Genomic DNA, 26,988 nt, shown 5'->3' with positions numbered 1-26,988 from the left:
ACTCAACCATCTTTGGTGTATCAGGTTTGGGGGTCGCACAGGACGGTTAGGCATGAACCATGGCAATGGCTAATTCGTCTTTATGGATAACCATAGTAACTTCGGGCGGCGTCACGGCCCTCATTACAACGGCGATCACACTAATGGCAGCTCGCGCAAGCGATAGAAGAAAAGCGCGAGCAGAAGCGGTGGTTAAAGCTTTCGAGTTGGGCTATCCAGAATTTAGCGAACTCGCCGAACAGCTAGCCCCCTTTTTGGACAAGATGAAGGCGCATGCCGACGAGTGCTATAAGGCTCAGAGTGAGCTAGAAGCAGCTCTCGGCAAAATGGAAGTTCTCGAAGATGCATTCGCCGACCTCGAATCTTACAAGCGATCCAATTCAGCAAATAAGCGCTTCAAATCCCTTCTCCTTGAGAAATCTGCTCTACGGCAAGAGTGGAGCGTCTATGAGACGAAAATTCGGATACGAGCCTCTCCGCAAGCGATAAAGGCTGCTGTGAAGTTGCGAGAAGATCTCGATGTAGACGCTCCAGCGCTCATTGGCAAATACGCCAAGCGTCATGCTGATGCTCTGGCCAAGCAAATCAATCGAGGACTGCGCGGGATAATTGACACAGGGTTCCGCTCTGGTGATCCAGCTAGTCCCGTTGACCGCATCGACGGTACGCGAGCCGTAATACTAGTACTTGTGGATTTCTATGCCTCTCCAGAGAAGGTGCGTAGGCTCGTAGCTAGGGAGCTTGGTTGGAGCCAACTTCAAGACGGGCAATAGTGCAAGGGGGCTCGCGACTACAGCCACGAATACCAAAACGGAGGCTCCCCATTGCACCCGCTACCTGCCTCATTGTCGTTCGAAGCCCTTGCATTTCCTTCAAGCTCTCGTGCCGCCGTTTCCCAATGCGAATGCGACACCGCGGTGCGCAATCCATGGAGCGCTTTTCATCCTGAGTAACGGCCGTCTTCGACGAACTGGAGGACAAGGAGGGCCTGGACGAGCGCGGTCGCGCGATGCGGGCAGCAGCGCAGCTTGGCGAGCACCTTCCATGCCTTCAAGGTCGCGACGGCGCGCTCGCCTATGGCGCGGATACGGGCATATAAGCGGTCGACGTCCCGCTGTCCACGTGCCGGTCACTGCTGAGAGACCCACGCACCGCGGCCGTCCTGAACGACCGGGACCATGCGGGTACGGCTGGCAAGCATCGTGCCTGGACTCCAGCCGCTCGGGCGGAGATCGCGTGAAGGAATCGCAAAATGAGAATAGTCAAAGGAATGTTATCCGCCCTGCGGTTGCTCGATGATTGCTCGTCGGCACGCGATACGGCGCACCACTGTTAGTCATTCTTGGACATTTCCAGGGATGACATTGGTGGCTACAGTGGTACATTCAAACATAGAACGATAGTGAGCGGCATTGTGGCTGCCGTCTTTTAATCCGCAGGTGCGCTAACTCCTCCGGCATGGTCGCTCGCATCCTGCAGGCCACCGTGGTCGTTTCCTCGCCGGGTTGAGGCCACCTACCGCCGGTCGAGGGCGGGGAGTGTGCGCCGGATACGGATGCTCTGCCCGGTACTCGTGGTCGAACCTTTGCTTCGCCCGCGGTCCGAATCCGGGCCTGATCGCAGGTATTTATAGAGGTGACAGGGATCAGATGGTCCAGGTGATAGGGCCACACCGACATGACTTCACCGCACGACACCGCAACACCGCCGAACCACATCATCCGCCGCACTACGCGAACCGCGGACCATAACGTTCAGCACGACCGACGGCGCTCATCTGCCGATCGAAGCGCCCCATCGGACCGGCAGCGACTGCACGGTCATTCCAGGCCGGCGCCCCGAAACGGCTTCTCATCTTGCTCGCACGCATGGGTGCGTTCCTGTGATGAGAGCCGTCCTTGCTCTGTGGCGACTCGAAGCGAAGAGCGCTGAGCCGGCGGCGTCGCCGTACGGAGACCGCCGCCGCCCCTGGCCCCGGCGTCGGCCATCGGATTCGGCCTTGACCAACGCCATCCAGGTGGGCGTCGATACGCCCTGTCCGGCATGGCCATCGGTGCGCCGGGGTGACGACCACGGGCGTGCTCGCCCGGTCACGCCACCGCATCGGCCGCGCCGGACGGGCACACGACGACCCCGGCGCTCCACACCGTACAGACGGCGGCACGGGCGACAGGACCGCCGTGCACCCGTAGCCAGTCAGCACCGGGCCATGGCTGAACGGGATAGCGCGGGATGCGTGTCTGGGACAGGACTACCGAAGGCACGCCCTTCCAACAGGGCGGGTGATCAGTCCCTTCACCGGCCGCTTCCAGGGCTGAGCGCCACCCCGCCCCTGCTCACCACCGTACCGGCCCCGACCAACAGCACTAAGAGAAAGAGGACAGGCACCACCATGGCCGAGGGACGCACCTTCAAACGCTGCTCCTGCCGCGACGCCGACGGCAAGGCACTCGGGCAGAAATGCCCCAAGCTGCGCCGCTCCGACGGCGGATGGAGCTACCGGCACGGCATCTGGAACTACCAGATCGAACTCCCGCCAGGACCTGACGGTAAGCGACGGGGGCCGCTGCGGCGCGGCGGCTTCGCCACCCAGGACGCGGCCAAGGGCGAACTCAGCCGCGTGCGTGACTTGCTCGCGCTGGCCGACCCGCGCGAGCCCGCCACTCGCATCCAGATCGCCGATCTGATCAAGCGGGCGCTGGCCGAGACCGACACCCTCCCGGACATGGAAACGGTCCGGCGAAAGGTCAAGACCGGGCAGCATCTGACTCAGGAGATCACCGTCGAGCAGTGGCTGGCCGAGTTCCTCAACCGCAAGCGGAAGATCGAGGAGACCACCCGCCGCTCCTACGAAGGCCACATCCGCCTCTACCTCACCCCGTATCTGGGGCGGCTGCGGTTGGAGCAGCTGAAGGTGAGTGACATCGCGTTGATGTTCGAGCAGATCGAGGAGTTCAACGACACCATCGCCGAACGCCGCGCCCACCCCAATCCGCAGGTCCGGGCCACGGTGAAGTACCGGCGGCCGATCAGCATCGCCACCATGCACCGCATCCGCGCCACCCTGCGGCATGCGCTCAACATGGCCATGCGGCAAGACCGGCTCATCGACTTCAACCCTGCCGCTGTCTTGGAGATGGCCGCCTACACCCGGCCCAGGCCGCTGGTGTGGACCGACGATCGAGTCCGCGCCTGGCAAGCCGACTACCGCAGCTACCGGGAGAGGGAGAAGCAGCGCCGGGGCGGGCGGCGGGTCGATCCCATCGACGCCTACACCAGCGTGCCCCGTCCCTCTCCGGTGATGGTCTGGACACCAGCGCAAACCCGCCTGTTCCTCGAAGAAGCCAAGCGCCACCGCCTGTTCGCCCTCTACCAGCTGATCGCACTGCGCGGGCTGCGCCGAGGCGAAGCGTGCGGGCTGCGCTGGAAGGAAGTCGATCTCGACGGCCAGACCTTGACCATCAACTGGCAGCTCGTGCAGCTGGCCTGGGAGGTGCATGAGGGCACCCCGAAAACCGACGCCTCGGTCCGGACCATCGCCCTGGACACCGACACTGCCCGGGTGCTGCGCGCCCACCGGCAGCAGCAACTCCAGGAACGCCTGGCCATAGGCGAGGCGTGGACCGACACCGGGTTCGTCTTCACCCAGCCCGACGGCAACCGGCTCCATCCCCAGCACATCTCCGACCAGTTCCTCTGGCTGGCCTACCTCGCCGGCCTGCCACCCATCCGCCTTCACGACCTCCGCCATGGCGCGGCCTCCCTGATGCTCGCGGCCGGAGTGGAGATGAAGGTGGTCCAGGAAACCCTGGGACACACCTCCAGCGCCTTCACCGCCGACACCTACACCTCCGTCTACCCACAGGTGGCCATGGCCGCGGCCGAGAAGACCGCCGCCCTGCTCTTCGGTGAGCAAGACCAGGCCGAACCGGGCAAACTCATCCCGCTGAGGAGCTGAACAGTCGGATTAAGCATCCGGCCCCGCGTTTGCCGCCTGCTCGCGGCGAGGCGGGGCCGCTGCTCTTCGGCAGCAGTCGGCGATACCGAATGGATCATGGTGTGTGCGGGGTTGGTGCGCACGAGCACGCAGGGAGCACGCAACCGCTAGAAGAAAATTCTAGAACGCGTCCGATCCCGCATAGCCGCAGGTCAGAACATGATCAAAGCGCGCCCTGCAGGATTCGAACCTGCGACCGTCGGATTAGAAGTCCGGTGCTCTATCCAGCTGAGCTAAGGGCGCTCCCGCCTTATTGTGCATGATCCGGCGACATGTCACGCACACGTTTTCCCCGTGTCAGCCTGTCAACCCGGTCACACCCCACATGAACAGCGTCCCCAGCACGGTAGCTGACCGCGTCCAGCCCGTGGCGTGTCTCGGCGTGTGGGTCTCAGGGAGGATATCGGACGTGGCCAAGTAGAGGAGGAAACCGGAGAAAAGCCCGAGGTACGCCCCCAGGACTCCGTCAGGGATGGTGGGGAGGGCGGTGAGGGTGGCTCCCGTGACCGGGGGCGAGGGGGTGCAGGGTCAGGAGGGTGAGGGCGCGGCGGCGGGCGTTGCCGTACAGGGACGTGATCGTGTACGTGTTGTAGCCGTCCGTGAAATCGTGAGCGATTACTCCGATCGCCACCGCAGCGGCCAGCGGCGCGTCCGTCTGGTAGGCGGCGCCGATGACGGTTCCGTTCAGGAGGCTGTGGACGATCAGGGCCGAGCCGGTGGTGAGGCCGACGCCGGCTCGGGAGTGGCGGTGGGCGGCGTGCATGCCCATCGAGCGCCCACGATGTGAATGCCCAGGAACGCCAGTGCGACCATGAGCATGGGCAGGAGGTACGCCGTGCACCCAGGGTGAGGCGAGGGGCAGGGCAAGGCCGGGCCGAGAGCCAGGGCGAGGGCGAGAGAGAGTCAGGGCGAGGGCTTCGGGGAGGGGCCCCAAGGCGACCACGCGCAGCGTCATGCCGGCCGCGTACCCCAGGGCGAGGTGGCGGCGCGTGCCGACGCGGTCGGTGACCAGCGCCCGCCGAGCGGCGTCATGAGGAACGCCGCCGGCGACAGCAGATCGGCATGAATCGCCAGGCCGGCGGGCCGGAGGCGCGGTTCTCTGGTTGGAAAAAGGCGGGGCGGGGGTGGGGCAAACAGGTCTAAGCTGTCTTGGCATGTTCGCGACGCTCCTGCATGAGATTCCCCTGCAGGGCGGGGACGTGACAGACGGGGTGGTGCGCGTCGGAGACACCGTGCGCAGACCGGCCAGTACGTCGACACCCGCCGTGCACGCCCTGCTCAGACACCTGGAAGCGGCCGGGTTCGACGGTGCTCCCAGGGTGATCGGCACGGACGAGCTCGGTCGCGAGATCCTCACCTTCCTCCCGGGTACGACCGGGCTCCGGCTCGAGACGGTGACCGATGAGGCGCTGGCCGGGCTGGCCGGGTTGCTGCGCCGGTATCACGATGCGACGGCCGGGTTCCCGCTGACGCGGGAGGGGTGGGAAGGCGGGTCGAATGACGACCGAGCGCCGGAAGTGATCGGGCATTGTGATTTAACGCCGGAAAACGTGATCTTTCGGGTCCAGGGGCGCCACTCCCCCACCCCGTACGCGATGATCGACTTTGATCTGGCCCGTCCGACGACCCGGCTCTTCGACATCGTCACCACCCTCCGCCACTGGGCCCCCATCTCCGACCCCGTCGACCGCGCCCCGCTCCTCCGTACCGTCGACGTGGGCGCCCGTCTGCGCCTGTTCTGCGACGTGTACGGGGTGCCGCCCCGCGAGCGCCGCCGCCTCCTCGAGCTGGCCAGGCTGCGCTTCCACCGCTCCTACACCGTCATGCGCACCCGCGCCACGGCCGGCGGCAACTGGGCGAAGATGTGGGCGGGCGGCGCCGGCGAACGCATCCGCCGTGCCGGCGCCTGGCTGGACGTGCACGAAGATGAGCTTCATGCCCATCTGGTATGACCCCCTGGGGCTCGCCCTCGGCGTGGCCCTCGACCGGCTCCTCGCCGACCCGCAGAGCTCCGCCCACCCCGTCGCGCTGTTCGGGCGCGCCGCGGGCAGGCTGGAGAAGTCCCTGTACGCCGACGGCAGGCCATCTGGCGTGCTGCACGTGGCCGTGTGCGTCGGCGGTGTGGCCGCGCTCGGCGTGCTGGCCGTGCGGAAGGCCGGCAACCCCGTCGCCCGTACGGCGATGACGGCCGTGGCCACCTGGGCCGTGCTCGGCGGCACCACGCTCGCCCGCGAGGGCGACCACATGGCCGACGCCCTCGAACACGACGACCTGGAACGCGCCAGGGCGCGCCTCCCCCACCTCTGCGGCCGGGATCCCCGCCATCTGGAGGCGCCCGAGCTGGCACGGGCCACGGTGGAGTCGCTGGCCGAGAACACCTCGGACGCCGTCGTGGCGCCGCTGTTCTGGGGTGCGGTGGCGGGGGTGCCGGGGTTGCTGGCGTACCGGGCGATCAACACGCTGGACGCGATGATCGGGCACCGCTCCCCCCGCTACGAGCGTTTCGGCTGGGCGGCCGCGCGACTCGACGACGTGGCGAACTACGTACCGGCGCGGGTGACCGGCATGCTCACTGTCCTGACCGGGCCGGATCCGGAGCGGGCGCGGGCCGTGCTGCGCAGGGACGGGCACCGGCACCCGAGCCCGAACGCCGGCCGGTGCGAGTCCGCGTTCGCCGGCGCGCTCGGGGTGACGCTGGGTGGGCGGAACGTCTATGGCGGACGGACCGAGGAGCGGCCCACGATGGGCGACGGGCCCAGGCCGGACGTCAAGGACATCCGACGTGCCGTCCGCCTGACCCGCGCGGTGAGCCTGGCCGCGGCCGGCGCGGCCGTCGCGACCGCCTGGGCGCTCCGGGCTCTCCGTGGTACGGCGGCGGCTTCCCGATGATCCGTCGCAAGGGACGGCAGTAGGCCGTGGGAGCGCGGCGGCCGGCTGACTCGGGCTCATGGGCCGACCCCCGGCTGACGCGGGCCGCCCCGTCACCGTACGCGGCGCGAGTGAGGACTCCCTCGCAAGGTCGTCCTCACCGCCCCGGCCTCACATGACCCGGTTCAGGTTGAGCACGAGCCAGACCACGAACACCGCGACCAGGGTGATCCCGATCATCGACTTCGCGGCGTTGTGGGCGACTTCTTTCCTGGCCGTGACCTGCCTGGCGCTCTGCTTCCACACCTGACGCATGAGGATCATGGTCTGGAAGCGCCGCCCCAGGGCGAACACGGCGAGCCCGATGATGATGAACAGGATGACGCGGCCGTCGGCAGGTTCCACGGGAATCCCCCCTGTGGTCCTCGAAGCTACCCAATGCCCCCCGAATGGCTGAGAACACAGAATACGCGCACGACAGCGGTTTGTGACGGTAATTATGGCTCCAGGTCCACCACGATCGGCGCGTGATCGGACGGGCCTTTCCCTTTGCGGGCCTCGCGATCGACGTACGCCGACCGCACCCGCCCCGCCACGTCCGCGCTCGCGTACACCAGGTCGATCCGCATGCCCTTGTTCTGGTGGAACATCCCGGCCCGATAGTCCCAGTACGTGAACGGATGCGGCCCCTTCATCGGCGTCGGCACCACGTCCACCAGCCCGAGAGCGCGCAGGTCGGCCAGCGCCTGCCGCTCGGCGGGCGTGACGTGGGTGGCGCCGACGAACAGGGTGGGATCCCAGACGTCGGCGTCGGTGGGCGCCACGTTGTAGTCCCCGCACGCCGCCACCGGCCCGGCGGCCAGCTCGGCGGCGAGGGCGTCACGGAGCGCGGCGAACCAGTCGAGCTTGTAGGCGTAGTGGGGCGAGTCGACCGTGCGGCCGTTGGGCGCGTACAGGGACCACACCCGCATCCCGCCGCAGGTCGCGCCGAGCGCGCGGGCCTCGGGACGGGCCGCGCCGATCCCGTCGAGCTCCCCGAAGCCGGGCTCGCCGGGGAAGCTCGGCGTCACGTCCGACAGCCCGGCCTTGGACAGCAGCGCGACGCCGTTCCAGCGGCCGTCGCCGTGGGCCGCGACCATGTAGCCCAGCGCGCCCACCTCCGCGACGGGGAACGCCTCCGCGGGACACTTCGTCTCCTGCAGGCAGACGATGTCGGGCTCGATCTCGGCCAGCCATTCGAGCAGGCGGGGCAGGCGGGCCTTGACCGAGTTCACGTTCCAGGTTGCCAGGCGCATTCCCCTAGCCTGCCACCGGCTCCGCCGGTTGAGGGTCCGCGACCCAGCCCGCGGTCAGGATCAGGCCGGTACGCCGCTCGGCCGCGAGGAAGCCGAACGGCCGGTCGAACACGACGTGCACGTGCCTGGCCCGGTACGGCAGGCGCGGTATCCCCCCGCCCACGGCGCCGAAGGCCGTGATGGTGGCCGACTCGAACCCGGTGGCGCTGAAGTCGGCCACGGTGACCTGCGCGGCGTCTTCGATCGCCAGCGGCTCGGGGCTGATGCCCGGGAAGTGGCCGCGGTTCGTGTCGGTGACCGTGGCCAGACCGAAGACCTCGGGCAGGCTCAGCAGGTCGTGCCTGGCGGAGATGGTGAAGCGGGGCACGGTGACCTTCAGCCGGTCGCCGGGCTCGGAGGCAGGCTCGCGGACGACGGTCACCCCGGGGCCCTCCTCCGGAGGCATGACAACGGGCCGGCCGCCGTCCAGGACGCCGATGCCGCCGGCGAGCACCTCGCCGGGCGCGTCCCGCTCCCCGAGCACGAGGTGCATGTCGATGCCGCCCGTGCCCATCACGCGCAGCATCGTGAGCGGCCCCGACGGCGTGGCGACGACCCTCAGCCGGTCGACCACCGACGTGCTGCGGTACAGCATCGCCACCTCCGTCCCCGCCCAGGGCCCGCTCCAGAACGTCCCGACCCCGGCCTGGAACGGCCGAAGCCACGCCGTCCTGACGGTGAGCGCGCCGGCCAGCACCAGCTCCGTGTCCTCGGTGACCTCGACCGGCATGGCGGGGACGAGCCCGCCGGTCCGCTCCGCCGCCCAGGCGTCGAGCCGGAGCTGGTCCACGGCCGGGTCACCGGACAGCTCGCCGCGCAGCCCGTCGGGCAGGGCGGACAGCCAGGACGGGTTCAGCCGTAACGAGCGGGCGAACCACAGCCCGACGGCCGAGCTGACGGCCGGCCCGGTCAGGCTCCGCAGTACGCCCGCCGCCGCCTGGGCGGCACGGCCGGCGTCGATGCCGATGGCTTCCTGCAACTCCGCCCGCCCGGGCCCGTCGGCGGCGGAGGCGAGGTAGGCCAGCAGCGGCCACACCCCCGCCCCCGACATGACGACCGATTCGCCCGAGCAGGCCGCCGCCCACCGGGCGGTCAACGCGTTCACCGGATTTCGCATCCGCCCAGCATCCCGCAAGAAATCCGCCCAGCATCCCGAGGAAGCGCGGTCAGCATCCCGCAAGGAAGCGCGGTCAGCGACCGGGTCCACGCGGCGCCGCCCGTCGCGCACCTCGACCGGGCCGGGTGCGCGGATGTCCATCGCGGCCGCGCATGCATGAGGCGTCAAACCGCCTTCATCAGCGCGCCGGACACCTCCTCCAGCAGCCCGCCGACGCCCCGGTCCATGGCCGCCTTGGCCTGCCGGGCGGCGTCCAGGGCGTTGCCGGCGGCGCTGGGCGAGTCCTCCACGACCATGCGCAGCTCCAGCTCCAGCGGGGAGCCGCCGAACCCCTCCCCCGCCAGCCGGATGTAGGCGATCTTGCGGTCCTCCATGAAGGGCATGTGCTGGGCGCCGACGTGCGTGGACATCCCGCCACCCATCGCCTTCGTGGCCTTCTTGCTCTTCATCCGGTCGGCGTCCTCCAGGTTGACGAAGTCCATGTTGCCGCCGCCGAGCAGCTGGTAGCCGTCGGCGAGCCGGACGCCGCTCCCGGTCAGCGCCTCGACCAGCGCACGCTGCACCAGCGTCGCCCCGAACGAGCTCTTCAGGTCGTCGCCCACCAGCGGTAGCCCGGCCTCGGCGAAGCGGCGCCGCCATTCGGGGGAGCGGGCGAGCACGGCGGGCATGCAGTTCACGAAGGCGCAGCCGGCCTCGATGGCGGCCTCGGCGTACAGCTCGGTGGCCCGCTGGGCGCCGGCCGGCAGGAAGTTCAGCACGACGTGGCTCTCCGTGGCCCTCAGGTGGGCGGCGACCTCGGCGGGCGTCGAATCGCCCCGCGGGTCGATCGCCCCGGCCGAGCCGGGGCCCACGCCGTCGGCCAGGATGCCGTCCGCGACGGGCACCCCCAGGTGAGGTACGCCGGCGAACCTGCGCGCGTTGTTGGGCGCGGTCCAGATGGCCTCCGACAGGTCCCGGCCGAGCTTGCCCGCGCCGACGTCGAAGGCGGCGGTGAAGCGCACCTGGGAGATCGCGTAGCCGGCGCAGACCGGGTGGCTCAGCCCGGGGGCGTCGCCGTCACGGTAGTACTCGACGCCCTGCACCAGGGAGGACGCGCAGTTGCCGACACCGACCACGGCGACGTTCACAGAAGTCATGCCCGAATTAGACCCCGGATCAGACCCGGCGCGTGCGCTCGACCCCCACGGTGATCTCGTTGCCGAGCCGGCGACCCAAGAGGAGCTCCAGGTCGTCGCCGCTCCAGAACCTGCCCGGGTCGTACCAGTTGGGGCGGCGCCCGGCGGGGAGCAGCCCCATCTCCTCGTAGGTGACGGCCACGACCTCTGCGCAGTAGGCGCTCTCCAGCGTCTGCTCCTTGCGGTTCCTGCGCGGGACGCGCCCCTTGGCCCAGCGGGCCGCCAGGCGGGCGGTGGAGGGGAACGGGGTGCCGTCGAGCCTGGCCACCGTGCGCAGGGCGGCGTCCTCCATCTCCTGCGTGGCCTCCGGCTCCAGTTGGCGCAGCCAGGGGCGCTGGTCGTAGCGGTCGGCCCACGTCGTCACTGCCGCGCGCAGGTCGTGCAGCTGCACCCCGCGGTGGTGCGTGCCCGCCCACAGGTCGGGCAGCGACTTGCCCAGCTCGGCGTGCCACATCATGGGTGGCAGGTCCTCGATCACGATGGCCATGCCCACGTGGTTGACCGGGCTGTTGGTCATCGTCTGGATGGCGCGGTCGGGCACGGAACGCCCGCGGAAGACCCACAGGTCGCCGGTCCTCGTCACCTTCACGGCCTCGTCGAGAGTCAGCACAGGGCTAGCCTAGGCAACATGCGCTGGTGGAAGATGCTCGGTCTGGCGGGAATCATGGGAGTGGCGGCCACAGGGGTGGTGATCGCGCGCGCCGAGCGGCGCCGCCGCGCCTACACCCCGGAGGAGATCAGGTCGCGGCTGCGCGAACGCGTCGGCGAGCAGCAGGACGATCACGCCGAGGGCCGCAGGTCGTAGACGAACACCACGTCGGGGTAGGCGGGGTTGTCGTCGTAGCCCTGGATGCCGCCGAGATAGGCCCGCTGCGACTTGGCCACCCACGGCAGCGCGGCGGCCGCCCGCTGGTCGATCACCCGGGTCGTGGCCCGCTCGTAGGCCTGCTGCGCCGTGGGCTTGTCGGTCACGGTCAGCTCCGGCACCGGGTCGAGCAGCGCGTCGAGGCCCTGGTCCTTCAGGTACGACAGGTTGAACACGGGCGGGTCCGCGCTGCGGAAGACCTGGCCGAAGTAGGAGTAGCCGTCGGCGTAGTCGGGCCACCAGTACATGACGAAGATGTCCTGGCCGCGCTTCTTGCCCAGCTCCCACTGCGCGTTCCAGGGCATCGCCCTGGCCTCCAGGGTGACGTTGAGCGTGCGCAGCGTCGCCCGTAGCCGCCTGACGAGCACCTCCTGGTCGGCCTCGCCCTCGGCGTAGGTCAGGCGAAGGCGCAGCGGCCGGCCGCCGGGCCCGTAGCCCGCCAGCCGCAGCAGCCGGGAGGCCACCGCCAGGTCCTGCTTCGGCACGTCGTCGGGCACGTGGCCGAGCAGCCCCTCCGGGATGACGCCGCTGGCCGGCATGACGGAGCCCTTGAGCGCCTTGACCAGGCCCCGGTAGTCGACGGCCCGCTGCACCGCCTTGCGCACCCGTACGTCCTTCATCGGCCCGGCGGCCGTGTTGAAGAGCATCATCGCCGTCGTGAACGACGGCCGGTCGGACGTGCGCAGGCCGGGCGCGGCCGAGGCCAGCGCGAACAGCTTCGGGTCGAGCCGGTTCACGAAGCTCGCCTCGCCGCGCTGCAACATCCGGTACGCCCGCTCCCGGTCGGGCACGGCCCGGTACTTGATCGTGTTGTAGTGCGGCCGCCGCCAGCCACCCCAGTACCGGTCGTACGCCTTGAGCGTGAGCTCGTCCTCCTTGCCCTTGTCCCACTTCACCACCGTGTACGGCCCCGACCCCGCGTCCCTGCCCTCCTGGAACCACTTCCCCAGGTCAGGGGCCGCCTTGGTGTCGTAGATGTAGGCCGCGTACCCGGCGGAGGCCACCAGGTCCAGCGGGACCGGGTACTTCAGCGCGAACGTCACCGTGCGCGGCCCCTCGACCCTGATGGAGGAGACGGCGTCCCAGATGTAGGAGGCGCCGGTCCTGGCCTGCATGGTGCGCTCGATCGACGCCTTGACCGCCTCGCCGTCCAGCGGCCGGCCGGTGTGGAACGTCACTCCGGGACGCAGGCTGAACGTCCAGGTCCGGCCGTCGGCCGACGACCGCCACGACGTGGCCAGCCGGGGCACGGACTTCTTGGTGACCGGGTTCCAGAGCGTGAGGGTCTCGTACACGTTCTGGAAGGCGATGATCTCGTTGGAGTAGGAGCGGCTGGGGTCCCACTCGGTGACGACGTCGGTGTTCTTGACGTAGACGAACGGCGACTCCCCCGAGGGAGCCTGCTGTACCTCCGCAGGCGCCGAGCAGGCCGCGAGGAGTACCAGCGCGGCGGCCGCTGCGAGTCGACGGCGCAACGCGTCTCCCTCTGTCGCCGATGTATCCGGGAAACCTACTCCAAGATCAAGCCGAGGAGCGCCCAGGTGTCCAAAAGTCCCGAAAAATTGGGCATTTTGGTGATCGAATTGCTATCCTCGGGGCTTGTCCCGTCCGGGGTTGCCAGCAGGGGACCGACCGGAGTGAGGTGCCATGGGTCGTAGCCGAACGATCCGCATGAAGATCATCGGACTACTACTGGTGCCGCTGGCCTCCATGGTGGTGTTGTGGGGGGTCATCACCGCCGTCACCGCAAGCGAGAGCTTGGAGCTCCGTCAATACAAGACGGACTGGACGAACCTCCGTCTTCCCGCGTACAAACTGATCAGCGAGATCCAGCGTGAACGTCTAATCTCGGCCAGACTCCTGCGTAACACGGCGGACAAGACCGCGGTGGCCACGCAGCGCACCCGCACCGATGCCGCAAGTGACGCGTTCAGGCAGCTCTCCAGCAACTCCAAGGACAGATCGGAAGAGATCCGCACACAGGTGGACGCGGTGTACACAGCAATCGACAGGCTCGACGCGGTCCGAGGTGAGATCGACGCGGGCCTGTCCGACCGTCTGCACTCCGTCGAGACCTACAGCTCGATCATCGACACCCTGTTCGGCCTGCACCGGCGGGTCGCGCTGATCGACGACATCCCGATCTACGAGCAGTCCCGCGTGGTCATCGACATGGGCTACGCCAAGGAGTTGCTGACCAGGGAGCAGGCCATCGGGCTCGGCGCGCTGACCGCCGCCGAGCGCAGGCTGTTCACCCGGCTGGCCGGGAACCGGCGCTTCCTCCTCGACCAGGGCCTGGCCGAGCTCGACCCGGTCCTGCGCGACCCCCAGGTCGCCCTCATCACCTCCCCCGCCTACCAGCGGATGCGGATGTTGGAGGACCAGATCATCGCCGGCGGCATGCCGCAGGGCTGGCTCACCACCACCGAGGCGCTGGCCAAGTCGTTCAACGAGGCCCAGATGCGGGCCAGCACGATACTGAACGAGCGCGCCGACCCGGTGGCCGACGAGGTGCTGTCCAGGGCGTTCCTGCTGGCGGGCACGGCCCTGGGGCTGGTGATCGTGTCGATCGCGTTCTCGCTGCGGATGGGCGGCCGGCTGTCGAAGGAGCTCGGCGCGCTCCGGCTGACCGCCCTGGAGGTGGCGCAGGAACGGCTGCCGCACGTGGTCGCCAAGCTGCGCAAGGGCGAGACGGTCGACCTGCCGGAGCTGTCGGTGGCCAGCACCACGGTCGAGATCGACGACGTGGGCCAGGCGTTCTCCACCGTGCAGCAGACGGCGGTGGAGGCCGCGGTCGGCCAGGCGCAGCTCAGCGAGGGCGTCGGACACGTCTTCCGCAACCTGGCCAGGCGCAGCCAGACCCTGCTGCACCGCCAGCGCATCCAGCTGGCCGACATGCAGCACCGGGCCACCGACCCCGAGGCGCTGGACGACCTGTTCAAGCTCGACCACCTCACCACCCGCATGCGCCGCCACGCCGAGGGCCTGATCATCCTGTCGGGCGCGACGCCGGGACGCGGCTGGAGCCGGCCGGTGCCGCTGCTGGACGTGGCCCGCGGCGCCGCGGCCGAGGTGGAGGACTACCAGCGGGTCGTCGTCGAGCCCATGTCCGGCCAGCGCCTGGCCGGGACCGTGGTCGGTGACGTGATCCACCTCATCGCCGAACTGATCGAGAACGCCACCGTCTACTCCCCCGCGCACACCTCGGTCATCGTGCGCGGCGAGGCGGCGGCCCGCGGCTTCGCCTTCGAGGTCGAGGACCGCGGGTTCGGGATGAGCGCAGAGGAGCTGGCCGACTACAACGAGCGGCTGGCCAGCCCGCCGGAGTTCGACCTGGCCGACAGCGACCGGCTCGGCCTTTTCGTCGTCTCCCGCCTGGCCGCCAGGCATGACATCCGCGTGACGTTGCGCGGTTCACCATATGGAGGGACCACCGCGATCGTGTTGATCCCGGAAGAGCACGTGGCCGCACCCGAGGCCGAGGCTCAGAGCCCGGCTCCGAAGGAGCCCGATCGCCCCATGCGGGTGGTGCGAAGTGAGTGAAGAGCGCTGGCTGGACGAGGACGCCGGTCCGATCGTCCCCGCCTACCTGCTGACCAGGGGCCGTACGGTGCCCGCGAGCGAGGCCATCGACCTCATCGCGGTGATCATCACGGCCGGTGGCCTGACGCCGCCGCGCGGCCTCGACCCCGAGCATCTGATCATCCTGCAGAAGTGCACCCAGCCCACCCGGCTCGTGGACGTCGCGGCCGAGCTGAACCTGCCGATCGGCGTGGTCCGGGTGCTGGTCGGCGACCTGCACGCCCAGCAACTCGTACAGGTGGAGCTGCCGCCGCCCGCCCCGGACGCCAAGGTGCTGCTGGAAGTGATCAGCGGGCTGAAGGCGCTGTGACGACCCGGCGATTGAGATATCCGAACACGGCCGCGAACAGCGCGGCGATGACGCCCGCCCCGGCGGCTGTCCCGAAGACCCACTGGTAGCCGCCGGCGCCGGGCGCGGCCGCCAGGATGGCCGCGATCGCGGCGCCGGCCGTGCTGCCGCCCACGATGCGCACGAGCGCGTTCACCCCCGCGGCCAGGGCCGTCTTGTCCGGGGCCACGTGCTCGACGGCCATGGTGCCCAGCGCCGCGTAGCTGACGCCGAGGCCGATGCCCATGAGCGAGGACGCCACGTACAGGTGCGCGGGGGCGTCGTTCTCGATCACCAGCCACGCCGCGGCCAGACCCGTGATGAGCGAACCCGCCGCCACGGCGGACGAGGCCGGGAAGCGGCGCATGATCCGGCCCGCGAAGAGCGAGATCACCAGCATGAACAGCGTGCTCGGCAGCAGGTAGAACCCGACCTCCAGGGTGGTGGCGGAGAAGCCCACCGGCGCCTGGGCAAAGCTGGACATGCCGGTCAGCAGGGTGAAGAAGGTGAAACCGAGCAGCATCGAGGACACCGTCGCCCCGACCGTGCCCCGGTGCACCAGCATCGCCATCTCCACCAGCGGCTCGGCCACCCGGCGCTCGACCAGCACCCAGATCACCGCCAGCACGACCGCCGCACCGAGCAGCCCGAGCACGCCCGGCGAGGCCCAGCCCCAGGAGCCGCCCTCGCTGATGGCCAGCAGGAGGGCGACCAGCCACGCGGTCAGCAATGCGGCCCCGAGAAGGTCGGGGCGGCCCTTGACCGGCGGGGCGGCGTCATGGACGAGGAAGGCCACGACGATCGCGGCCACCAGCGAGACGCCGCCGGTGATCCAGAACACCAGGTGGAAGTCGCCGGAGGCGAGCCCGGCCAGGATCATGCCGCCGCCGCTGCCGAAGCCCATCGTGGCGCTCAGCACGCCGATGCCGGTGGCGAGCTGGTTCCTGGGCAGAGTGTCGCGCACCACCCCGATCGACAGGGGAACGAGCGCGGCCACGAAGCCCTGCAGCACGCGTGCCACGATCAACCAGGTCAGCGAGGTCGCCAGGGCGGCCATGACGGAGCCGATCACCAGGAGGGCCAGGGCGCCGAGGATCATGGGGCGCCTGCCGTACATGTCGCCGAAACGCGACAACAACGGCGTGGACACCGCGCCGACCAGGAGGCTCAGCGTGAGGGTCCACGACACGGCGGTCAAGGAGGTGTTCAGCTCCCGTTGCAGCACCGGAAGCAACGGGACCACCGCGGTGTTCTGCAAGGCGGCGATGGAGGCGGCGAAGGCCAGGGAGACCACCGCGGGCCAGGGGTTCTTGCTCGACGTCTCGCGCGACGCGGGCGCGACGACTGTCGCCATGTCGGCTCCTTTGGATAACTTAGGTAAGTAACAGGGCACGATAATACATACGTAAGTTAGGTAAGCAAACGGATGGACGAAGATCTCAACTCGACGGTGGCCGCCTTTCGCAGGCTCGTGACCACGATCAACCGCGGCAAGACGCACGAGCGGCTGACCGAGGCCGCGGGCGTCCGGCTGGACCGCCCGGACGTCCAGATCCTCGTCCACCTGCTGGACGCCGGTGAGCCGCGCAGGATCGGCGTGATCGCCGAGAACCTGCAGGTGGAGAGCCCGCACGTGACGCGGCACGTGGCCGCGCTGGAGCAGCGTGGCCTGCTCGAGCGCGTACGCGACCCCGACGACGGCCGGGCCTGGCAGATCGTGCTCACCGAGGAGGGGGCCGAGGTGGCGAGCCGGTGCCGCCGGGTCACCACCGAGTGGTTCGAGGGCGCCCTGGCCGACTGGTCCGCGGCGGACCGGGCGGAGCTGTCGCGGCTGATGGGCAAGCTCTCGGACGACCTGTGCGAGCACATGAGGGCCCGCCTCGTCATCAAGTGAGCGGGGTCATCAAGTGAGCGGGATCGTCACGGGGGCGGCGTCGTCACGTGGGCGGGGTCGTCACGTGCGCAGGACGTCCTCCGCGCGGTGGCAGGCCACCTGACGGTCTCCCACGTCCCGCAGCGCGGGCGGCCGCTCGCACTCCGGCACGGCCAGCGGGCAGCGCAGCCGGTACGCGCAGCCGGTCGCCGCGGGCACGGCCTCCGTCCGGCCCCTGGCCTCGGGCGGGGCGCCGCCCAGCTTCGGCACGGCGTCGCGCAGGGCCCGGGTGTAGGGGTGTGCGGGGTTGTCCAGGAGGCCGGACGTGGGGCCCGACTCGACGACGCGGCCGGCGAAGAGCACGTGCGAGGTGCGGCAGAGCCGCTCCACGACGGCCAGGTTGTGGGTGATGAGCAGGCGCTCGGTGTCCAGCGAGGCCAGCAGGTCGAGGATCCTGGCCTGGACGGTGACGTCGAGCGCGCTCGTGGGCTCGTCCAGGATGAGCAGGCGGGGGTCCACGGCCAGGGCGCGGGCGATCACCACGCGCTGGCGCTGGCCGCCCGAGAGCTGGTGGGGGCGGCGGGTGGCCAGGTCGGGGTCGAGGCCGACCTGTTCGAGCAGCTCCTTGACGCGGGGGCGGGCGGCGCGCGGGAGGGCCTCGGCTATGGAGGTGCCGACGCGCATCCTGGGGTCGAGGGCCTCGGCCTGGAAGACGGGCTGGACGTCCTTGCGGAACTTCCGCATGTCCGTCTTTTTGAGGGTTTGGTCGCCGTACCAGATATTTCCGGACATGGGGGTGAGGAGGCCCAGGAACGCGCGCGCCAGCGTCGTCTTGCCCGAGCCGCTCTCCCCGATCAGGCCCACGCCGCCCTCGGTGATGTCCAGGCTGACGTCGTGGACGACCGGGCGGCGGGCGTACCCGAGTGTCACCCGCTCGGCCCTCAGCAGCGCCTCCGGCTGGGTCACGGCAGTGCCTCCAGGAGCTCACGGGTGTAGGGATGGGCGGGCTCGGCCAGTACGGCGGCGGCGGGACCCGACTCCACCACCGCGCCGTCCTTCATGACGAGCACCCGGTCGGCGATCGTCGAGACCAGGGCCAGGTCGTGGGAGACCAGCAGGAGCGCCAGGCCCCGCTCCTCCCGCAGCCTGCGCAGCACGCCGACCACCTCGGCCTGTACGGTCACGTCGAGCGCGCTGGTGGGCTCGTCGGCCAGGATCACCTCGGCGCCCAGGGCGATGGCCAGCGCGATGGCGAAGCGCTGGGCCTGGCCGCCGGAGATCTCGTGGGGATAGCGGCGCAGGATCTCGCGGTCGAGCATGACCGCCTCCACGGCCTCCGCCATGGCCCGCTCCACGCCGGGCCTGCCGTGCAGCTTGAGCGCCCGGCGCATCAGGACGCCCAGGCGGGTGGCGGGGCTGAGCGCGGCCTGCGGCGACTGCATCACCAGCGCCACCCTGGCGCCCCGGATCTCGCGGAGCGCGCGCGGCGAGGCCGTGAGCACCTCCACCCCGCACACCCTGATGTGTCCCGAAATTTCGGCATCCTGGGTCAGGCCCAGGAGCGAGAGCAGCGTCGTGGACTTGCCCGACCCGCTCTCCCCCACGATCGCCACGCACTCCCCCGGGCCCACGTCCAGCTCCGGCACGTCCGCGACCAGCCGCCCGCCGTAGCTCACCCGCAGATCGCGTACCTCGATCAATTGACCGCCCTCGTGCTCATGGTCGCGACCGCTTCGGCGCTCGCCGGCTCCTTCGTCGCTCACTTCCGCCGAGCTCCTTCGCTCCGGGGATCCAGCGCGCTGCGCAGCCCCTCACCCAGCACGTTGAACGCGAACGCCGTCACCAGGATCGCCAGCCCGGGGAAGGTCACCACCCACCAGTTCGTGGTGAACAGCGACTGCCCCTGCTGCACCATCAGCCCCCATTCCGCCGTCGGCTCCTGCGCGCCCAGCCCCAGGTACGACAGCGCCGCCGAGGTCAGGATCACCCCGCCCGCGTCCAGCGAGAGCTGGACCAGGACCGGAGTGAGCGAGTTGGGCAGCACGTGCCGCAGAATGATCAGCGGCGCCGGCACGCCGAGGCACCGGGCGGCGTCCACGTAGCTGCGGGTGGAGATCGAGGCGGCCACGGACGCGGCCAGCCGCGTGTACCAGGGCCACCAGGTCACCGCGATGGCCAGGATCACGGTGTTCACGCTGGGCTGCAGCACGACGGCCAGCGCCAGCGACAGCAGCAGCGCGGGGAAGGCCAGGAACACGTCCGTCACCCGCATGATCACGTCCCTGACCCAGCCGCCCGCGTACCCGGCGACCACGCCGAGCGTGACCCCGACCACGGCCGAGACGGCCAGCACGGCCACCGCGATGAACAGCGAGGTGCGCCCGCCGTACAGGATCCTGGTGAGCACGTCCCGCCCGACCTGGTCGGTGCCGAACCAGTGCGCGCCGCTCGGCGGCAGCAGCCGCTCCAGCGGCCTGGGGTCGTCCATCGGGTACGGCGCCAGCCACGGTGCCAGGATCGCCGCCAGCACGATGAGCACGATGAGCACCGCGCCCAGGGCGGCGAAGCGGTCGGGGATCCGCGGCAGGGTCCGGCGCAGCGGCGCGGGTCGCACGTCGGTCATCGGGCCCTCGCCCGGGGGTCGACGAAACCCTGGAGGATGTCCACGACCAGATTCGCCAGCACGTACACCAGGGCGACCAGCAGCGTGACGCCCGCGATGGCGGGGGTGTCCAGCGAGCGGATCGACTCGGCGGCGTAGCGGCCCAGGCCCGGCCAGTTGAAGACGGCCTCGACGAGGAAGCCGTTGACGATCGCGTACGCGAAGACCAGCGCGATCAGCGACAGGACCGGGTTCAGCGCCGGCCTCAGGGCGAACCTGGTCAGGATGGCCGTCTCGCCGAAGCCGAGCGCGCGCTCCAGCCGGGCGTGGTCCTGGCCGGACTCCTCGATGAGCGCCGCCCTGGCCATCTGGGCGATGACGCCGGCGGGGTAGGCGGCCACGACGAGGGCCGGCAGGACGAGGTGTTCGAGGGTGCTGGTGAAGATGGGCCAGTTGCCGGTGATGAGGGCGTCGACGACGGTGATGTTCGTCCAGAGGGTGAGGGGGCTGGTGGTGTCGAGGGCGGAGTCGTACTCACCGGCGATCGGGAACCAGCCGAGGTTGCTGGCGAAGACCGTCTGCAGGGCCAGGGCCAGCCAGAAGACCGGTACGGAGACGGCCAGCATGCTGCCGAACCGTACCCCGAAGTCCGGAAATCTCGTCTTGTAGCGGGCGGCGAGCACGCCGAGCGGGATGCCCACGACGACCGCGATCACCAGCGCCGCCCCGACCAGCTCCAGCGAGGCCGGGAAGGCGAGGTAGAGGTCGTCGCGCACGGGCTGCCGGGTGCGCAGGCTGACTCCCCAGTCACCGGTGACCAGGTCGCGCACGTAGTTGAGCAGCTGCACCGGCAGCGGATCGTCCAGCCCGAACCGCGCGCGGGCCGCGGCGAGCTGCTCGGGCGTGGCCTTCGGCCCGGCGAACGCGACCGCCGGATCGCCGGGCACCAGCCGCATGACCACGAACGTGAGCACGACCACGCCGGCCACGACCAGGAGGGCCTGGCCGAGCCGGCGGGCCAGATAGCGCGCCATTGGCTAGCTTGCGCGCTTGAGGTCGTAGAAGAAGACCACGTTGGGATAGGCGGGGTTGTCCGCGTAGCCCTGGACGTCCGAGGAGAGGGCGCGCTGATACTTCTGCACGTACGGCACCGCCACCGCCGCCTCCTCCTGGATGATCTTCTGCTGCAGCTCCTTGTACTGCTGGTCGGCCGCGAGCTGGTCCGTGGCCGTCAGCTCGGGCAGCTTGTCGATGGCCGCGTCGACGCCGGGGTTCTTGAGGTAGGACAGGTTGAACTGCGGCTTGTCGGCGCTCTTGAACACGTTGAGGAACCAGGAGTAGGCGTCCGGATAGTCCGGGTACCAGTACATGACGAAGATGTCCTGGCCCTGCTTCTTGCCCAGGTCCCACTGCGCGCTCCAGGTCATGGGCTTGGCCTGCAACGTCACGTTGAGCTTGTTCAGTGCCGAGCTGAGCAGCGTGACCAGCAGCTTCTGGTCCTCGTCGCCCTGGCCGTAGGTCAGGGTCAGCTTGAGCTCGGGGTTGTCGGGGCCGTACCCGGCCTCGGCCAGCAGCTCCTGCGCCCGGGCCAGGTCCTGCTTGGGCTCCATGCCGGAGGCGTGGCCGAGCAGGCCCTGCGGCACCAGGCCGCTGGCCTTCTGTCCCGAGCCCTCCAGCGCCGCCGCCAGGCCGTCGTAGTCGATCGCGAGCTGCAGCGCCTGCCGCACCTTGACGTCCTTGGTCGGGCCCGCGGCCGTGTTGAACAGCACCAGCAGGTTCTGGAACGACGGCGACTGCGTGGTCTGCACGGTCCCCGTCGTCCCGGCCTGGGCGAACAGCTGCGGGTTCAGGCGCTCGACGAAGTTCACCTCACCCTTCTGCAGGAGCTGCCAGGCGGTGGTGATCTCGGGTGTGACGCGGAAGGCGACCTTCTTGTACTGCTCCGGCTTCCAGCCGCCCCAGTAGTCCTCGTACGCCTTCAGCGTGAGCTCGGTCTCCTTGCCCTTCTGCCAGGAGTCGATCGTGTACGGGCCGGTGCCGGCGGTCTTCTTGCCGTCGGCGTCCACCGCGTCCACGTCGTAGATCCAGGCGGCGTAGCCGGAGGAGGCGACCAGGTCGAGCGGGGCGGCATACTTGAGCGTGAACTTCAGCGTGCTCGCGTCCACGGCCTCGATCGAGTTCACCGGGTCCCAGATGTAGGCCGCGCCGCCCTTCTTCTCGATCGTCCGCTCGATGGCCTTCTTGGCCGCCTCGGCGTCCATCGTGGCCCCCGAGTGGAACTTCACGCCCTGCCGGAGCTTGAACGTCCACTCCTTGCCGTCCGCCGCCGACGTCCATTCGGTGGCCAGGCGCGGCATGGCCTTCTTGGCCTCGGAGTCGTACCTGGTGAGGCCCTCGTAGATGTTCGACAGGGCGACGATCTCGTTGGAGTAGGAGGTCGCCGGGTCCCAGTCGGTGACGACGTCGAGGTTCGGCGCGTAGACGAACGTGCTGTCGTTCACCTGCCCGGTGGCCTGGTTCGCCGGGCTGCCGCCGCTCGCCTGGGGCTGCGGGGTGCCACCGGCGCCGCGCACCTGTCCGCCCGCGCACGCGGATGCGGTCAGGGCCAGCGCGCCGGCGACACCGGCGACGAGCAGACGCTTGTGCCAGCGCATGGTGGGGGGTCCTTTCGATGTGTCACCGGGCGAGGGGTCCGGCTGCTTTGACGTGTACCCGCACGGCGGGCTCGGAGAGGTAGCTCAGCGGCACCTCGAGGAGGTCCACGATCTCGACGCCGGAGGGATCCGCCCCCGCCGCCACGGCTCGCGCCCGCGCCTCCTCCTTGGCGCTTTCGATCGCTTGTGACCGGCTTTCTCCTGCAGGCAAGATCGTATCGACTCTGCCGCTCGCGAGTGCGATGGCGGCGCCCACGGCGTTGGCCACCTCGGCGTGCTCCGGCCGGATCACCCTGCTCACGCCGGGGATGTGATCAGGCAGCAGGAACGCCCCGCCACCCACCGCCACCAGGGGACGGTCGGCCCGGCCGAGCGTCATCCGGTCCACGGCGTCGATGACCATCTCGTCCGCCAGGGTGACCGCGCTTTCCAGAATGTCGCCGATTCTTTCCGACATGTCACCCACCTCCCCGGGCGTGTGCTCACGGGGGTCCTGCCCGCCGGTCCCGAGCGCCAGGATGGCCGCCCGCAGGCTCTCGCGCCAGCCCTCGGCCCCGGGCGGGATCCGGCCGGCCGCCACGGCCGCGTCCGTCATCGTCGCCGTCGCCCCGCCGAAGACCAGCGCCTCCTGAGCGATCCGGTAGCCGACCGAGTCGGGCCCGACGCCGCCGCCCCGCACCACGGTCCCGCCGCCGAGCGCGATGGCCAGGATGTCGGGCATGCGGAAGTTGGTCAGCACCCCGCCGATCTCGACCGCCGCCGCCGACTCCCTCGGGAAACCCCCGGCCAGCACCCCCAGATCGGTGGAGGTGCCGCCCACGTCCACCACGACCGCGTCCGCCACGCCGGACAGGTACGCGGCGCCGCGCAGGGAGTTCGCCGGCCCGGACCCGATCGTGGAGACCGGCAGGCGCGCGGCGTGCTCCAGGGTCATGAGCGTGCCGTCGTTCTGCGCCAGGTACGGCCGCGCGCCGAGCCCCCGCTCGGCCAGCGCCGTGACCAGGGCACCGGTGACGTGGGCGGCCACGCCGTACAGGGCGGCGTTCAGCACGGTCGCGTTCTCGCGTTCGAGCAGGCCGAGGGAGCCGATCTCGTGGCTCATCGACACCGGCAGGCCGTACTCGGCCCTGACCAGCTCCTCGACCGCCTGCTCGTGCTCGCCGCCGGCCGGGCTGAACACGCTGGTGACGGCCACCGCGTCGGCCTGCACGCCGTCCAGGAACCGGCGCACGGCGCCCAGGTCCAGCGGGCTGATCTCGCGGCCGTCCACGTAGTGGCCGCCGGGCACGATCGCCTCGCCCGCCGAGACGGCCTTGCGCAGCTCGGCGGGCCAGTCGGAGAGCGGCGGCACGGCGGTGGTGGCGGGCGCGCCCAGCCGCAGCACGGCGACCCGGCCGAGCCCGCGCCGCTCGAGGATCGCGTTCGTGGCGTGCGTGGTGCCCAGCATGACGCGGCCGACGCCGGTCCTGTCCCCCACCTGGGCGAGTACGGCGTCCAGGGCGGCCCGCAGGCCACCGGTCACGTCGGAGGTGGTCGGCCGCTTGGCCTTGGCGATCACCCGGCCGCCGGCGTCGAGCACCACCGCGTCGGTGTTCGTGCCGCCGACGTCGATCCCGATTCGCAGGTCAGCCACGCGCCATCAGCTCCTCGACGGGTACGTAGTCCAGGTCGTATCCGAACGCCCTCGGCCCGGCCGTCTCCAGGCCCTTGGGGGTGCGCCAGAGCGCGTCGCAGGGCCAGGCGAGCACCGTGACGCGCTGGCCGTACCTGAGGGCCTCGGTCTGGATCGCGGCGGCGGTCTCGGTGTCCACGACGGTGATGAGGTCGGGGACCATGGCGCGGACCCGGTCCTCCTCGACGGCGACCAGGTTCTCGTTCTGCAGCTCCAGCGTGAGGCGGCGGCCCCGGTCCGCGCCGGTGCCCTCGATCGTGGCCGTTCCCCGTACGAACCCGCCCGTGGTGCGCCGCTCCACGTCGGTCAGCTTGCCGGTGATCAGCCTGGCGGCGCCGAGCCGGTCCTGGAGAGCGCCGAGCGGGTCCGCCGTGCCCTCGGTGGCGCGGCCGATCTCCAGGGCGCGGGTGACCGTACCCTCGATGACCGCGCCCCTGGCCCGTTCGGCGGTGAGCACGTAGTCGGCCATCAGCGCGTGCGACCCGGCCGCCACGCAGACGGCGCGGGCCAGGCGCTCCGACCAGAGCCCGTCGATCGGGCGGATGGTCACCACGTTGCCCGCGACGTCGGACATGACCACGAGGTCGGCGGGGAGCCCCGCCACGTACATCGAGACCATCTGGACCTCGGGGAAGGCCCGTCCCATGCCGTCGGCGTCGAGCAGCGGCAGCCCCAGCTGGGCGGCCCAGGCGACGGGCGCGACCCCGTTGGCGCCCCCGATCTCGGAGGACATGATCGCGCTCGGCGGCCGGCCGAAGATCCGCTCGACCTCCTCGGCGATGCGTTCGGGCTCGTCCTCGCCGTGGATCATCTCGTGGCTGACGGTGGGCGCCCCGATGCCGGACAGCGGCACGACCAGCGCGTCACCGGGCAGATCGCCCAGCTCCACCAGCGGCACCGGGCCGTGCTCGCGAATCGCCCGCACGGCGGCCAGCGATCCCGTACGCACGTCGCCCCCGCCACCGGTGCCCAGAACGGCACACCCCCGGGCGAGGGCCGAAATGTCATTTACGTCAATACTCATATGGCGCCACAACCAAGCACATACCAGCCCCTCACGCCAGTCCCAGCCTCCCTCCCACCCCCACCGCGACCGCGGAGAAAGCTTGAGGGAGGCCGATCGGCCGGGCCAGGTGGTAGATGTGAGGGAGATCGACCGGGAGGGCACATGCGGATTTCGGTGGCCGCCGACAGCAGGGACGGGGTGGCCGAGCGGGTCGTGTCGGAGCTGCGCAGGCGGGGGCACGAGGTCGTGACCCACGGCGCGCTCAACGACGACGAGCGGGACGACTGGGCGTGGGCCTCGGAGCTGGCCGCCAGGGACGTGAGCGAGGGGCGCGCGGAGCAGGCGGTCGTCTGCTGCTGGACCGGGACGGGCGCGTCGATCGCGGCGAACAAGGTGCCCGGGGTGCGCGCGGCCCTGTGCGTGGACGCGTACACCGCCGACGGGGCCCGCAAGTGGAACGACGCCAACGTGCTGGCCCTCAGCCTCCGCCTCACGTCGGACGTGGTGCTGGACGAGATCCTGGACGCCTGGCTGGCGGGCCGGCCGAGCACGGATGACGCGGACGTCGCGAACGTCACCCACCTCAGTGACATTTGACCGCCTCGCGGCTGTTGTTCCAGAACCGTCACAGCGGAGGCGAGGAAATCGTCGGTCGCGCCCTTTAGGGTGCTGGGCATGACCGACGTGCTGCTCCGCGGCGGACTGCCCTGGAGACCCGGACCACCCGCCGCCCAGGGCCCGGCGGCACCCGCCGCCCAGCAGCGGCGGCCGCCCGCGACCCCGGAGCCGGGCGCGCCCGCCGACATCCTGGTCCGCGACGGGCGCATCGACCGGATCGCGCCGGGCATCGAGGCACCGCCCGACGCCCTGGTCATCGACGTGGCGGGGCAGCTCGTCCTGCCCGGCCTCGTAGAGGCGCACTGCCATCTCGACAAGACCCTCCACGGCGGGCCGTGGGTGCCCCACTCCGCCGACGACACGCTCGCCGGCCGCATCGGCAACGACATGGGCCGCCGGGCGGAGCTGGGGGTGCCGAGCGTGGCGCGGATCGGCGCGCTGCTGGAGCAGATGAGCGCGGCGGGCACGACCCACGTCCGCACCCACACCGACATCGACCCGGCCGTCGGGCTGCGGGGGGTGGAGGCCGTGCGCGAGGCCGCGGCCGGCTCCCCCGTCGACGTGCGCCAGGTCGCCTTCCCCCAGCACGGCGTGCTCACCAACCCGGGCACGGCCGAGCTGCTGGAGGCAGCGCTGAAGAGCGGGGTCGAGGCGGTGGGCGGCCTCGACCCGGCGGGCATCGACCGCGACCCGGTGCGCCATCTCGACCTGATCTTCGGCCTGGCCGGGAGCTACGGCACGCATCTCGATCTCCACCTGCACGACGGCGGCTCGCTGGGCGGGTGGGAGCTGGAGCTGATCATCGAGCGCACCAGGGCGCTCGGGCTGGGCGGCCGGGTGGCGGTCAGCCACGCCTACGCGCTGGGCCAGCTCGACGAGGCCTACCAGGACCGGCTGATCCAGGGCTTCGCCGAGGCGGGCGTGGCGGTGGTGACCGCCGCCGTCTACAGCTTCCCCGTGCCTCCGATCAAGCGGATGCGGGCCGCGGGGGTCACCGTCGCCTGCGGGCACGACGGCATCCGCGACCTCTGGGGCCCGTACGGCAGCGGCGACATGCTGGAGCGGGCGATGCACGTCGCCTACCGCAGCACCTTCCGCAGGGACGAGGACATCGAGCTGGCGCTGGAGGCGGCCACCCACGGCGGGGCGCGGGCGCTGGGGCTGGAGGGCTACGGCCTGGCCCCGGGCAACCGGGCCGACCTGGTCGTGGTCCCCGCCGGTGGGCCGGCGGAGGCGGTGGTCGTTCACCCTGCGCGCACTCTGGTCATGAAGGACGGCGTCGTCCTGCACAATTGAC

At 70.4% G+C, this 26,988-nt stretch carries 25 protein-coding genes, 1 tRNA gene and 1 pseudogene; 10 read left to right on the top strand and 17 right to left on the bottom strand.

The window, feature by feature from the left end:
* The first annotated feature begins 59 nt into the window (after positions 1 to 59).
* Positions 60 to 773 carry a hypothetical protein gene (locus ACTWPW_RS04355; RefSeq protein ID WP_443168002.1) on the top strand — a complete coding sequence of 238 codons (714 nt, stop codon included), beginning with the start codon at positions 60 to 62 and terminating at the stop codon, positions 771 to 773.
* Positions 774 to 940: 167 nt separating this feature from the next.
* Here ACTWPW_RS04355 and ACTWPW_RS04350 read toward each other — a convergent pair.
* Positions 941 to 1,126, bottom strand: a pseudogene (locus ACTWPW_RS04350) (IS5/IS1182 family transposase); the annotation flags it as partial.
* Between the two features lie 1,266 nt (positions 1,127 to 2,392).
* Here ACTWPW_RS04350 and ACTWPW_RS04345 point away from each other — a divergent pair.
* Positions 2,393 to 3,958 carry a tyrosine-type recombinase/integrase gene (locus tag ACTWPW_RS04345; protein WP_443168001.1) on the top strand — a complete coding sequence of 522 codons (1,566 nt, stop codon included), beginning with the start codon at positions 2,393 to 2,395 and terminating at the stop codon, positions 3,956 to 3,958.
* A gap of 208 nt (positions 3,959 to 4,166) precedes the next feature.
* Here the strand turns inward: ACTWPW_RS04345 and ACTWPW_RS04340 are convergent.
* Both ACTWPW_RS04340 and ACTWPW_RS04335 read right to left on the bottom strand, forming a co-directional pair.
* Positions 4,167 to 4,240 (bottom strand) — tRNA-Arg (locus ACTWPW_RS04340).
* 223 nt (positions 4,241 to 4,463) lie between these two features.
* Positions 4,464 to 4,766, bottom strand: a complete 303-nt coding sequence (locus ACTWPW_RS04335; RefSeq protein ID WP_443168000.1) for a hypothetical protein — start codon at positions 4,764 to 4,766, stop codon at positions 4,464 to 4,466.
* A gap of 385 nt (positions 4,767 to 5,151) precedes the next feature.
* Between ACTWPW_RS04335 and ACTWPW_RS04330 the strand changes: the two genes are divergently transcribed.
* The gene (locus ACTWPW_RS04330) at positions 5,152 to 5,949 is read left to right on the top strand and encodes an aminoglycoside phosphotransferase family protein (RefSeq protein WP_375111126.1); all 798 of its coding nucleotides are present in this window, start codon (positions 5,152 to 5,154) and stop codon (positions 5,947 to 5,949) included.
* A complete protein-coding gene (locus ACTWPW_RS04325; protein WP_443167999.1) occupies positions 5,933 to 6,886 on the top strand; it encodes a cobalamin biosynthesis protein in 954 nt (317 codons plus the stop codon). Before ACTWPW_RS04330 ends, ACTWPW_RS04325 begins: the two co-directional genes overlap by 17 nt.
* A gap of 150 nt (positions 6,887 to 7,036) precedes the next feature.
* Here the strand turns inward: ACTWPW_RS04325 and ACTWPW_RS04320 are convergent, their stop codons facing one another.
* From ACTWPW_RS04320 to ACTWPW_RS04300, 5 genes are all read right to left on the bottom strand, one after another.
* Positions 7,037 to 7,270 carry a hypothetical protein gene (locus ACTWPW_RS04320; protein WP_364129087.1) on the bottom strand — a complete coding sequence of 78 codons (234 nt, stop codon included), beginning with the start codon at positions 7,268 to 7,270 and terminating at the stop codon, positions 7,037 to 7,039.
* A gap of 92 nt (positions 7,271 to 7,362) precedes the next feature.
* Positions 7,363 to 8,160: an exodeoxyribonuclease III gene (locus tag ACTWPW_RS04315; RefSeq protein WP_443167998.1), complete on the bottom strand. Its 798-nt coding sequence runs from the start codon at positions 8,158 to 8,160 to the stop codon at positions 7,363 to 7,365.
* Positions 8,161 to 8,164: 4 nt separating this feature from the next.
* Positions 8,165 to 9,316 carry a serpin family protein gene (locus ACTWPW_RS04310; protein ID WP_375111129.1) on the bottom strand — a complete coding sequence of 384 codons (1,152 nt, stop codon included), beginning with the start codon at positions 9,314 to 9,316 and terminating at the stop codon, positions 8,165 to 8,167.
* A 164-nt stretch (positions 9,317 to 9,480) separates the two neighbouring features.
* Positions 9,481 to 10,452 carry an inositol-3-phosphate synthase gene (locus tag ACTWPW_RS04305; RefSeq protein WP_443167997.1) on the bottom strand — a complete coding sequence of 324 codons (972 nt, stop codon included), beginning with the start codon at positions 10,450 to 10,452 and terminating at the stop codon, positions 9,481 to 9,483.
* 19 nt (positions 10,453 to 10,471) lie between these two features.
* A complete protein-coding gene (locus ACTWPW_RS04300) occupies positions 10,472 to 11,098 on the bottom strand; it encodes a hypothetical protein (RefSeq protein ID WP_375111517.1) in 627 nt (208 codons plus the stop codon).
* A 21-nt stretch (positions 11,099 to 11,119) separates the two neighbouring features.
* Here ACTWPW_RS04300 and ACTWPW_RS04295 point away from each other — a divergent pair, with 21 nt between their 5' ends.
* Positions 11,120 to 11,296: a hypothetical protein gene (locus tag ACTWPW_RS04295; RefSeq protein WP_364129233.1), complete on the top strand. Its 177-nt coding sequence runs from the start codon at positions 11,120 to 11,122 to the stop codon at positions 11,294 to 11,296.
* On the opposite strand, the gene ACTWPW_RS04290 is transcribed toward ACTWPW_RS04295, so the two are convergent.
* Positions 11,272 to 12,831, bottom strand: a complete 1,560-nt coding sequence (locus tag ACTWPW_RS04290; RefSeq protein WP_443167996.1) for an ABC transporter substrate-binding protein — start codon at positions 12,829 to 12,831, stop codon at positions 11,272 to 11,274. The two genes, ACTWPW_RS04295 and ACTWPW_RS04290, sit on opposite strands and share 25 nt — an antisense overlap.
* Positions 12,832 to 13,003: 172 nt before the next feature.
* Between ACTWPW_RS04290 and ACTWPW_RS04285 the strand changes: the two genes are divergently transcribed.
* Together ACTWPW_RS04285 and ACTWPW_RS04280 are read left to right on the top strand one after the other, a co-directional pair.
* Positions 13,004 to 14,899, top strand: coding sequence for a sensor histidine kinase (locus ACTWPW_RS04285; protein WP_443167995.1), 1,896 nt, complete (start codon positions 13,004 to 13,006; stop codon positions 14,897 to 14,899).
* A complete protein-coding gene (locus ACTWPW_RS04280; RefSeq protein ID WP_375111133.1) occupies positions 14,892 to 15,248 on the top strand; it encodes a DUF742 domain-containing protein in 357 nt (118 codons plus the stop codon). Before ACTWPW_RS04285 ends, ACTWPW_RS04280 begins: the two co-directional genes overlap by 8 nt.
* Here ACTWPW_RS04280 and ACTWPW_RS04275 read toward each other — a convergent pair.
* Positions 15,226 to 16,620 carry an MFS transporter gene (locus ACTWPW_RS04275; protein ID WP_375111134.1) on the bottom strand — a complete coding sequence of 465 codons (1,395 nt, stop codon included), beginning with the start codon at positions 16,618 to 16,620 and terminating at the stop codon, positions 15,226 to 15,228. The two genes, ACTWPW_RS04280 and ACTWPW_RS04275, sit on opposite strands and share 23 nt — an antisense overlap.
* A 72-nt stretch (positions 16,621 to 16,692) precedes the next feature.
* On the opposite strand from ACTWPW_RS04275, the gene ACTWPW_RS04270 reads away from it, so the two are divergent.
* Positions 16,693 to 17,160: a MarR family winged helix-turn-helix transcriptional regulator gene (locus tag ACTWPW_RS04270; RefSeq protein ID WP_375111135.1), complete on the top strand. Its 468-nt coding sequence runs from the start codon at positions 16,693 to 16,695 to the stop codon at positions 17,158 to 17,160.
* 60 nt (positions 17,161 to 17,220) lie between these two features.
* On the opposite strand, the gene ACTWPW_RS04265 is transcribed toward ACTWPW_RS04270, so the two are convergent.
* The 7 genes from ACTWPW_RS04265 to ACTWPW_RS04235 are packed head-to-tail and all read right to left on the bottom strand — an operon-like array spanning position 17,221 to position 25,091.
* Positions 17,221 to 18,105, bottom strand: a complete 885-nt coding sequence (locus ACTWPW_RS04265; protein ID WP_375111136.1) for an ABC transporter ATP-binding protein — start codon at positions 18,103 to 18,105, stop codon at positions 17,221 to 17,223.
* A complete protein-coding gene (locus ACTWPW_RS04260; RefSeq protein ID WP_443167994.1) occupies positions 18,102 to 18,902 on the bottom strand; it encodes an ATP-binding cassette domain-containing protein in 801 nt (266 codons plus the stop codon). The genes ACTWPW_RS04265 and ACTWPW_RS04260 overlap by 4 nt, the downstream gene beginning before the upstream one ends.
* Positions 18,899 to 19,762, bottom strand: coding sequence for an ABC transporter permease (locus ACTWPW_RS04255; protein WP_375111138.1), 864 nt, complete (start codon positions 19,760 to 19,762; stop codon positions 18,899 to 18,901). The genes ACTWPW_RS04260 and ACTWPW_RS04255 overlap by 4 nt, the downstream gene beginning before the upstream one ends.
* The gene (locus tag ACTWPW_RS04250) at positions 19,759 to 20,775 is read right to left on the bottom strand and encodes an ABC transporter permease (RefSeq protein ID WP_375111139.1); all 1,017 of its coding nucleotides are present in this window, start codon (positions 20,773 to 20,775) and stop codon (positions 19,759 to 19,761) included. The genes ACTWPW_RS04255 and ACTWPW_RS04250 overlap by 4 nt, the downstream gene beginning before the upstream one ends.
* Before the next feature lie 3 nt (positions 20,776 to 20,778).
* On the bottom strand, positions 20,779 to 22,395 hold the full coding sequence (locus ACTWPW_RS04245) for an ABC transporter substrate-binding protein (protein WP_375111140.1): 1,617 nt from the start codon (positions 22,393 to 22,395) through the stop codon (positions 20,779 to 20,781).
* Positions 22,396 to 22,417: 22 nt separating this feature from the next.
* The gene (locus ACTWPW_RS04240; protein WP_375111141.1) at positions 22,418 to 24,028 is read right to left on the bottom strand and encodes a hydantoinase/oxoprolinase N-terminal domain-containing protein; all 1,611 of its coding nucleotides are present in this window, start codon (positions 24,026 to 24,028) and stop codon (positions 22,418 to 22,420) included.
* Positions 24,021 to 25,091 (bottom strand): DUF917 domain-containing protein, encoded by a 1,071-nt coding sequence (locus ACTWPW_RS04235; protein ID WP_443167993.1) that lies wholly within the window; start codon positions 25,089 to 25,091, stop codon positions 24,021 to 24,023. Before ACTWPW_RS04235 ends, ACTWPW_RS04240 begins: the two co-directional genes overlap by 8 nt.
* 144 nt (positions 25,092 to 25,235) lie before the next feature.
* Here ACTWPW_RS04235 and ACTWPW_RS04230 point away from each other — a divergent pair, with 144 nt between their 5' ends.
* Positions 25,236 to 25,670 carry an RpiB/LacA/LacB family sugar-phosphate isomerase gene (locus tag ACTWPW_RS04230; protein ID WP_375111143.1) on the top strand — a complete coding sequence of 145 codons (435 nt, stop codon included), beginning with the start codon at positions 25,236 to 25,238 and terminating at the stop codon, positions 25,668 to 25,670.
* Positions 25,671 to 25,748: 78 nt separating this feature from the next.
* Positions 25,749 to 26,987, top strand: a complete 1,239-nt coding sequence (locus tag ACTWPW_RS04225) for an amidohydrolase (protein ID WP_443167992.1) — start codon at positions 25,749 to 25,751, stop codon at positions 26,985 to 26,987.
* The last annotated feature ends 1 nt before the right edge of the window (position 26,988 follow it).

The sequence above is a fragment of the Nonomuraea sp. KM90 genome (assembly GCF_052246675.1).
Taxonomy (GTDB): Bacteria; Actinomycetota; Actinomycetes; order Streptosporangiales; family Streptosporangiaceae; genus Nonomuraea.
This window is presented reverse-complemented; position numbering and strand designations above follow the sequence as displayed.

Bases quoted from the DNA above. Each gene is read 5' to 3' on its own strand.
- ACTWPW_RS04335 (WP_443168000.1), bottom strand. From the start codon at position 4,766: ATGGGCATGCACGCCGCCCACCGCCACTCCCGAGCCGGCGTCGGCCTC.
- ACTWPW_RS04315 (WP_443167998.1), bottom strand. From the start codon at position 8,160: ATGCGCCTGGCAACCTGGAACGTGAACTCGGTCAAGGCCCGCCTGCCC.
- ACTWPW_RS04250 (WP_375111139.1), bottom strand. From the start codon at position 20,775: ATGGCGCGCTATCTGGCCCGCCGGCTCGGCCAGGCCCTCCTGGTCGTG.
- ACTWPW_RS04310 (WP_375111129.1), bottom strand. From the start codon at position 9,316: ATGCGAAATCCGGTGAACGCGTTGACCGCCCGGTGGGCGGCGGCCTGC.
- ACTWPW_RS04235 (WP_443167993.1), bottom strand. From the start codon at position 25,091: ATGAGTATTGACGTAAATGACATTTCGGCCCTCGCCCGGGGGTGTGCC.
- ACTWPW_RS04295 (WP_364129233.1), top strand. From the start codon at position 11,120: ATGCGCTGGTGGAAGATGCTCGGTCTGGCGGGAATCATGGGAGTGGCG.
- ACTWPW_RS04330 (WP_375111126.1), top strand. From the start codon at position 5,152: ATGTTCGCGACGCTCCTGCATGAGATTCCCCTGCAGGGCGGGGACGTG.
- ACTWPW_RS04275 (WP_375111134.1), bottom strand. From the start codon at position 16,620: ATGGCGACAGTCGTCGCGCCCGCGTCGCGCGAGACGTCGAGCAAGAAC.
- ACTWPW_RS04245 (WP_375111140.1), bottom strand. From the start codon at position 22,395: ATGCGCTGGCACAAGCGTCTGCTCGTCGCCGGTGTCGCCGGCGCGCTG.
- ACTWPW_RS04305 (WP_443167997.1), bottom strand. From the start codon at position 10,452: ATGACTTCTGTGAACGTCGCCGTGGTCGGTGTCGGCAACTGCGCGTCC.
- ACTWPW_RS04270 (WP_375111135.1), top strand. From the start codon at position 16,693: ATGGACGAAGATCTCAACTCGACGGTGGCCGCCTTTCGCAGGCTCGTG.
- ACTWPW_RS04225 (WP_443167992.1), top strand. From the start codon at position 25,749: ATGACCGACGTGCTGCTCCGCGGCGGACTGCCCTGGAGACCCGGACCA.
- ACTWPW_RS04285 (WP_443167995.1), top strand. From the start codon at position 13,004: ATGGGTCGTAGCCGAACGATCCGCATGAAGATCATCGGACTACTACTG.
- ACTWPW_RS04255 (WP_375111138.1), bottom strand. From the start codon at position 19,762: ATGACCGACGTGCGACCCGCGCCGCTGCGCCGGACCCTGCCGCGGATC.
- ACTWPW_RS04355 (WP_443168002.1), top strand. From the start codon at position 60: ATGGCAATGGCTAATTCGTCTTTATGGATAACCATAGTAACTTCGGGC.
- ACTWPW_RS04345 (WP_443168001.1), top strand. From the start codon at position 2,393: ATGGCCGAGGGACGCACCTTCAAACGCTGCTCCTGCCGCGACGCCGAC.
- ACTWPW_RS04230 (WP_375111143.1), top strand. From the start codon at position 25,236: ATGCGGATTTCGGTGGCCGCCGACAGCAGGGACGGGGTGGCCGAGCGG.
- ACTWPW_RS04325 (WP_443167999.1), top strand. From the start codon at position 5,933: ATGCCCATCTGGTATGACCCCCTGGGGCTCGCCCTCGGCGTGGCCCTC.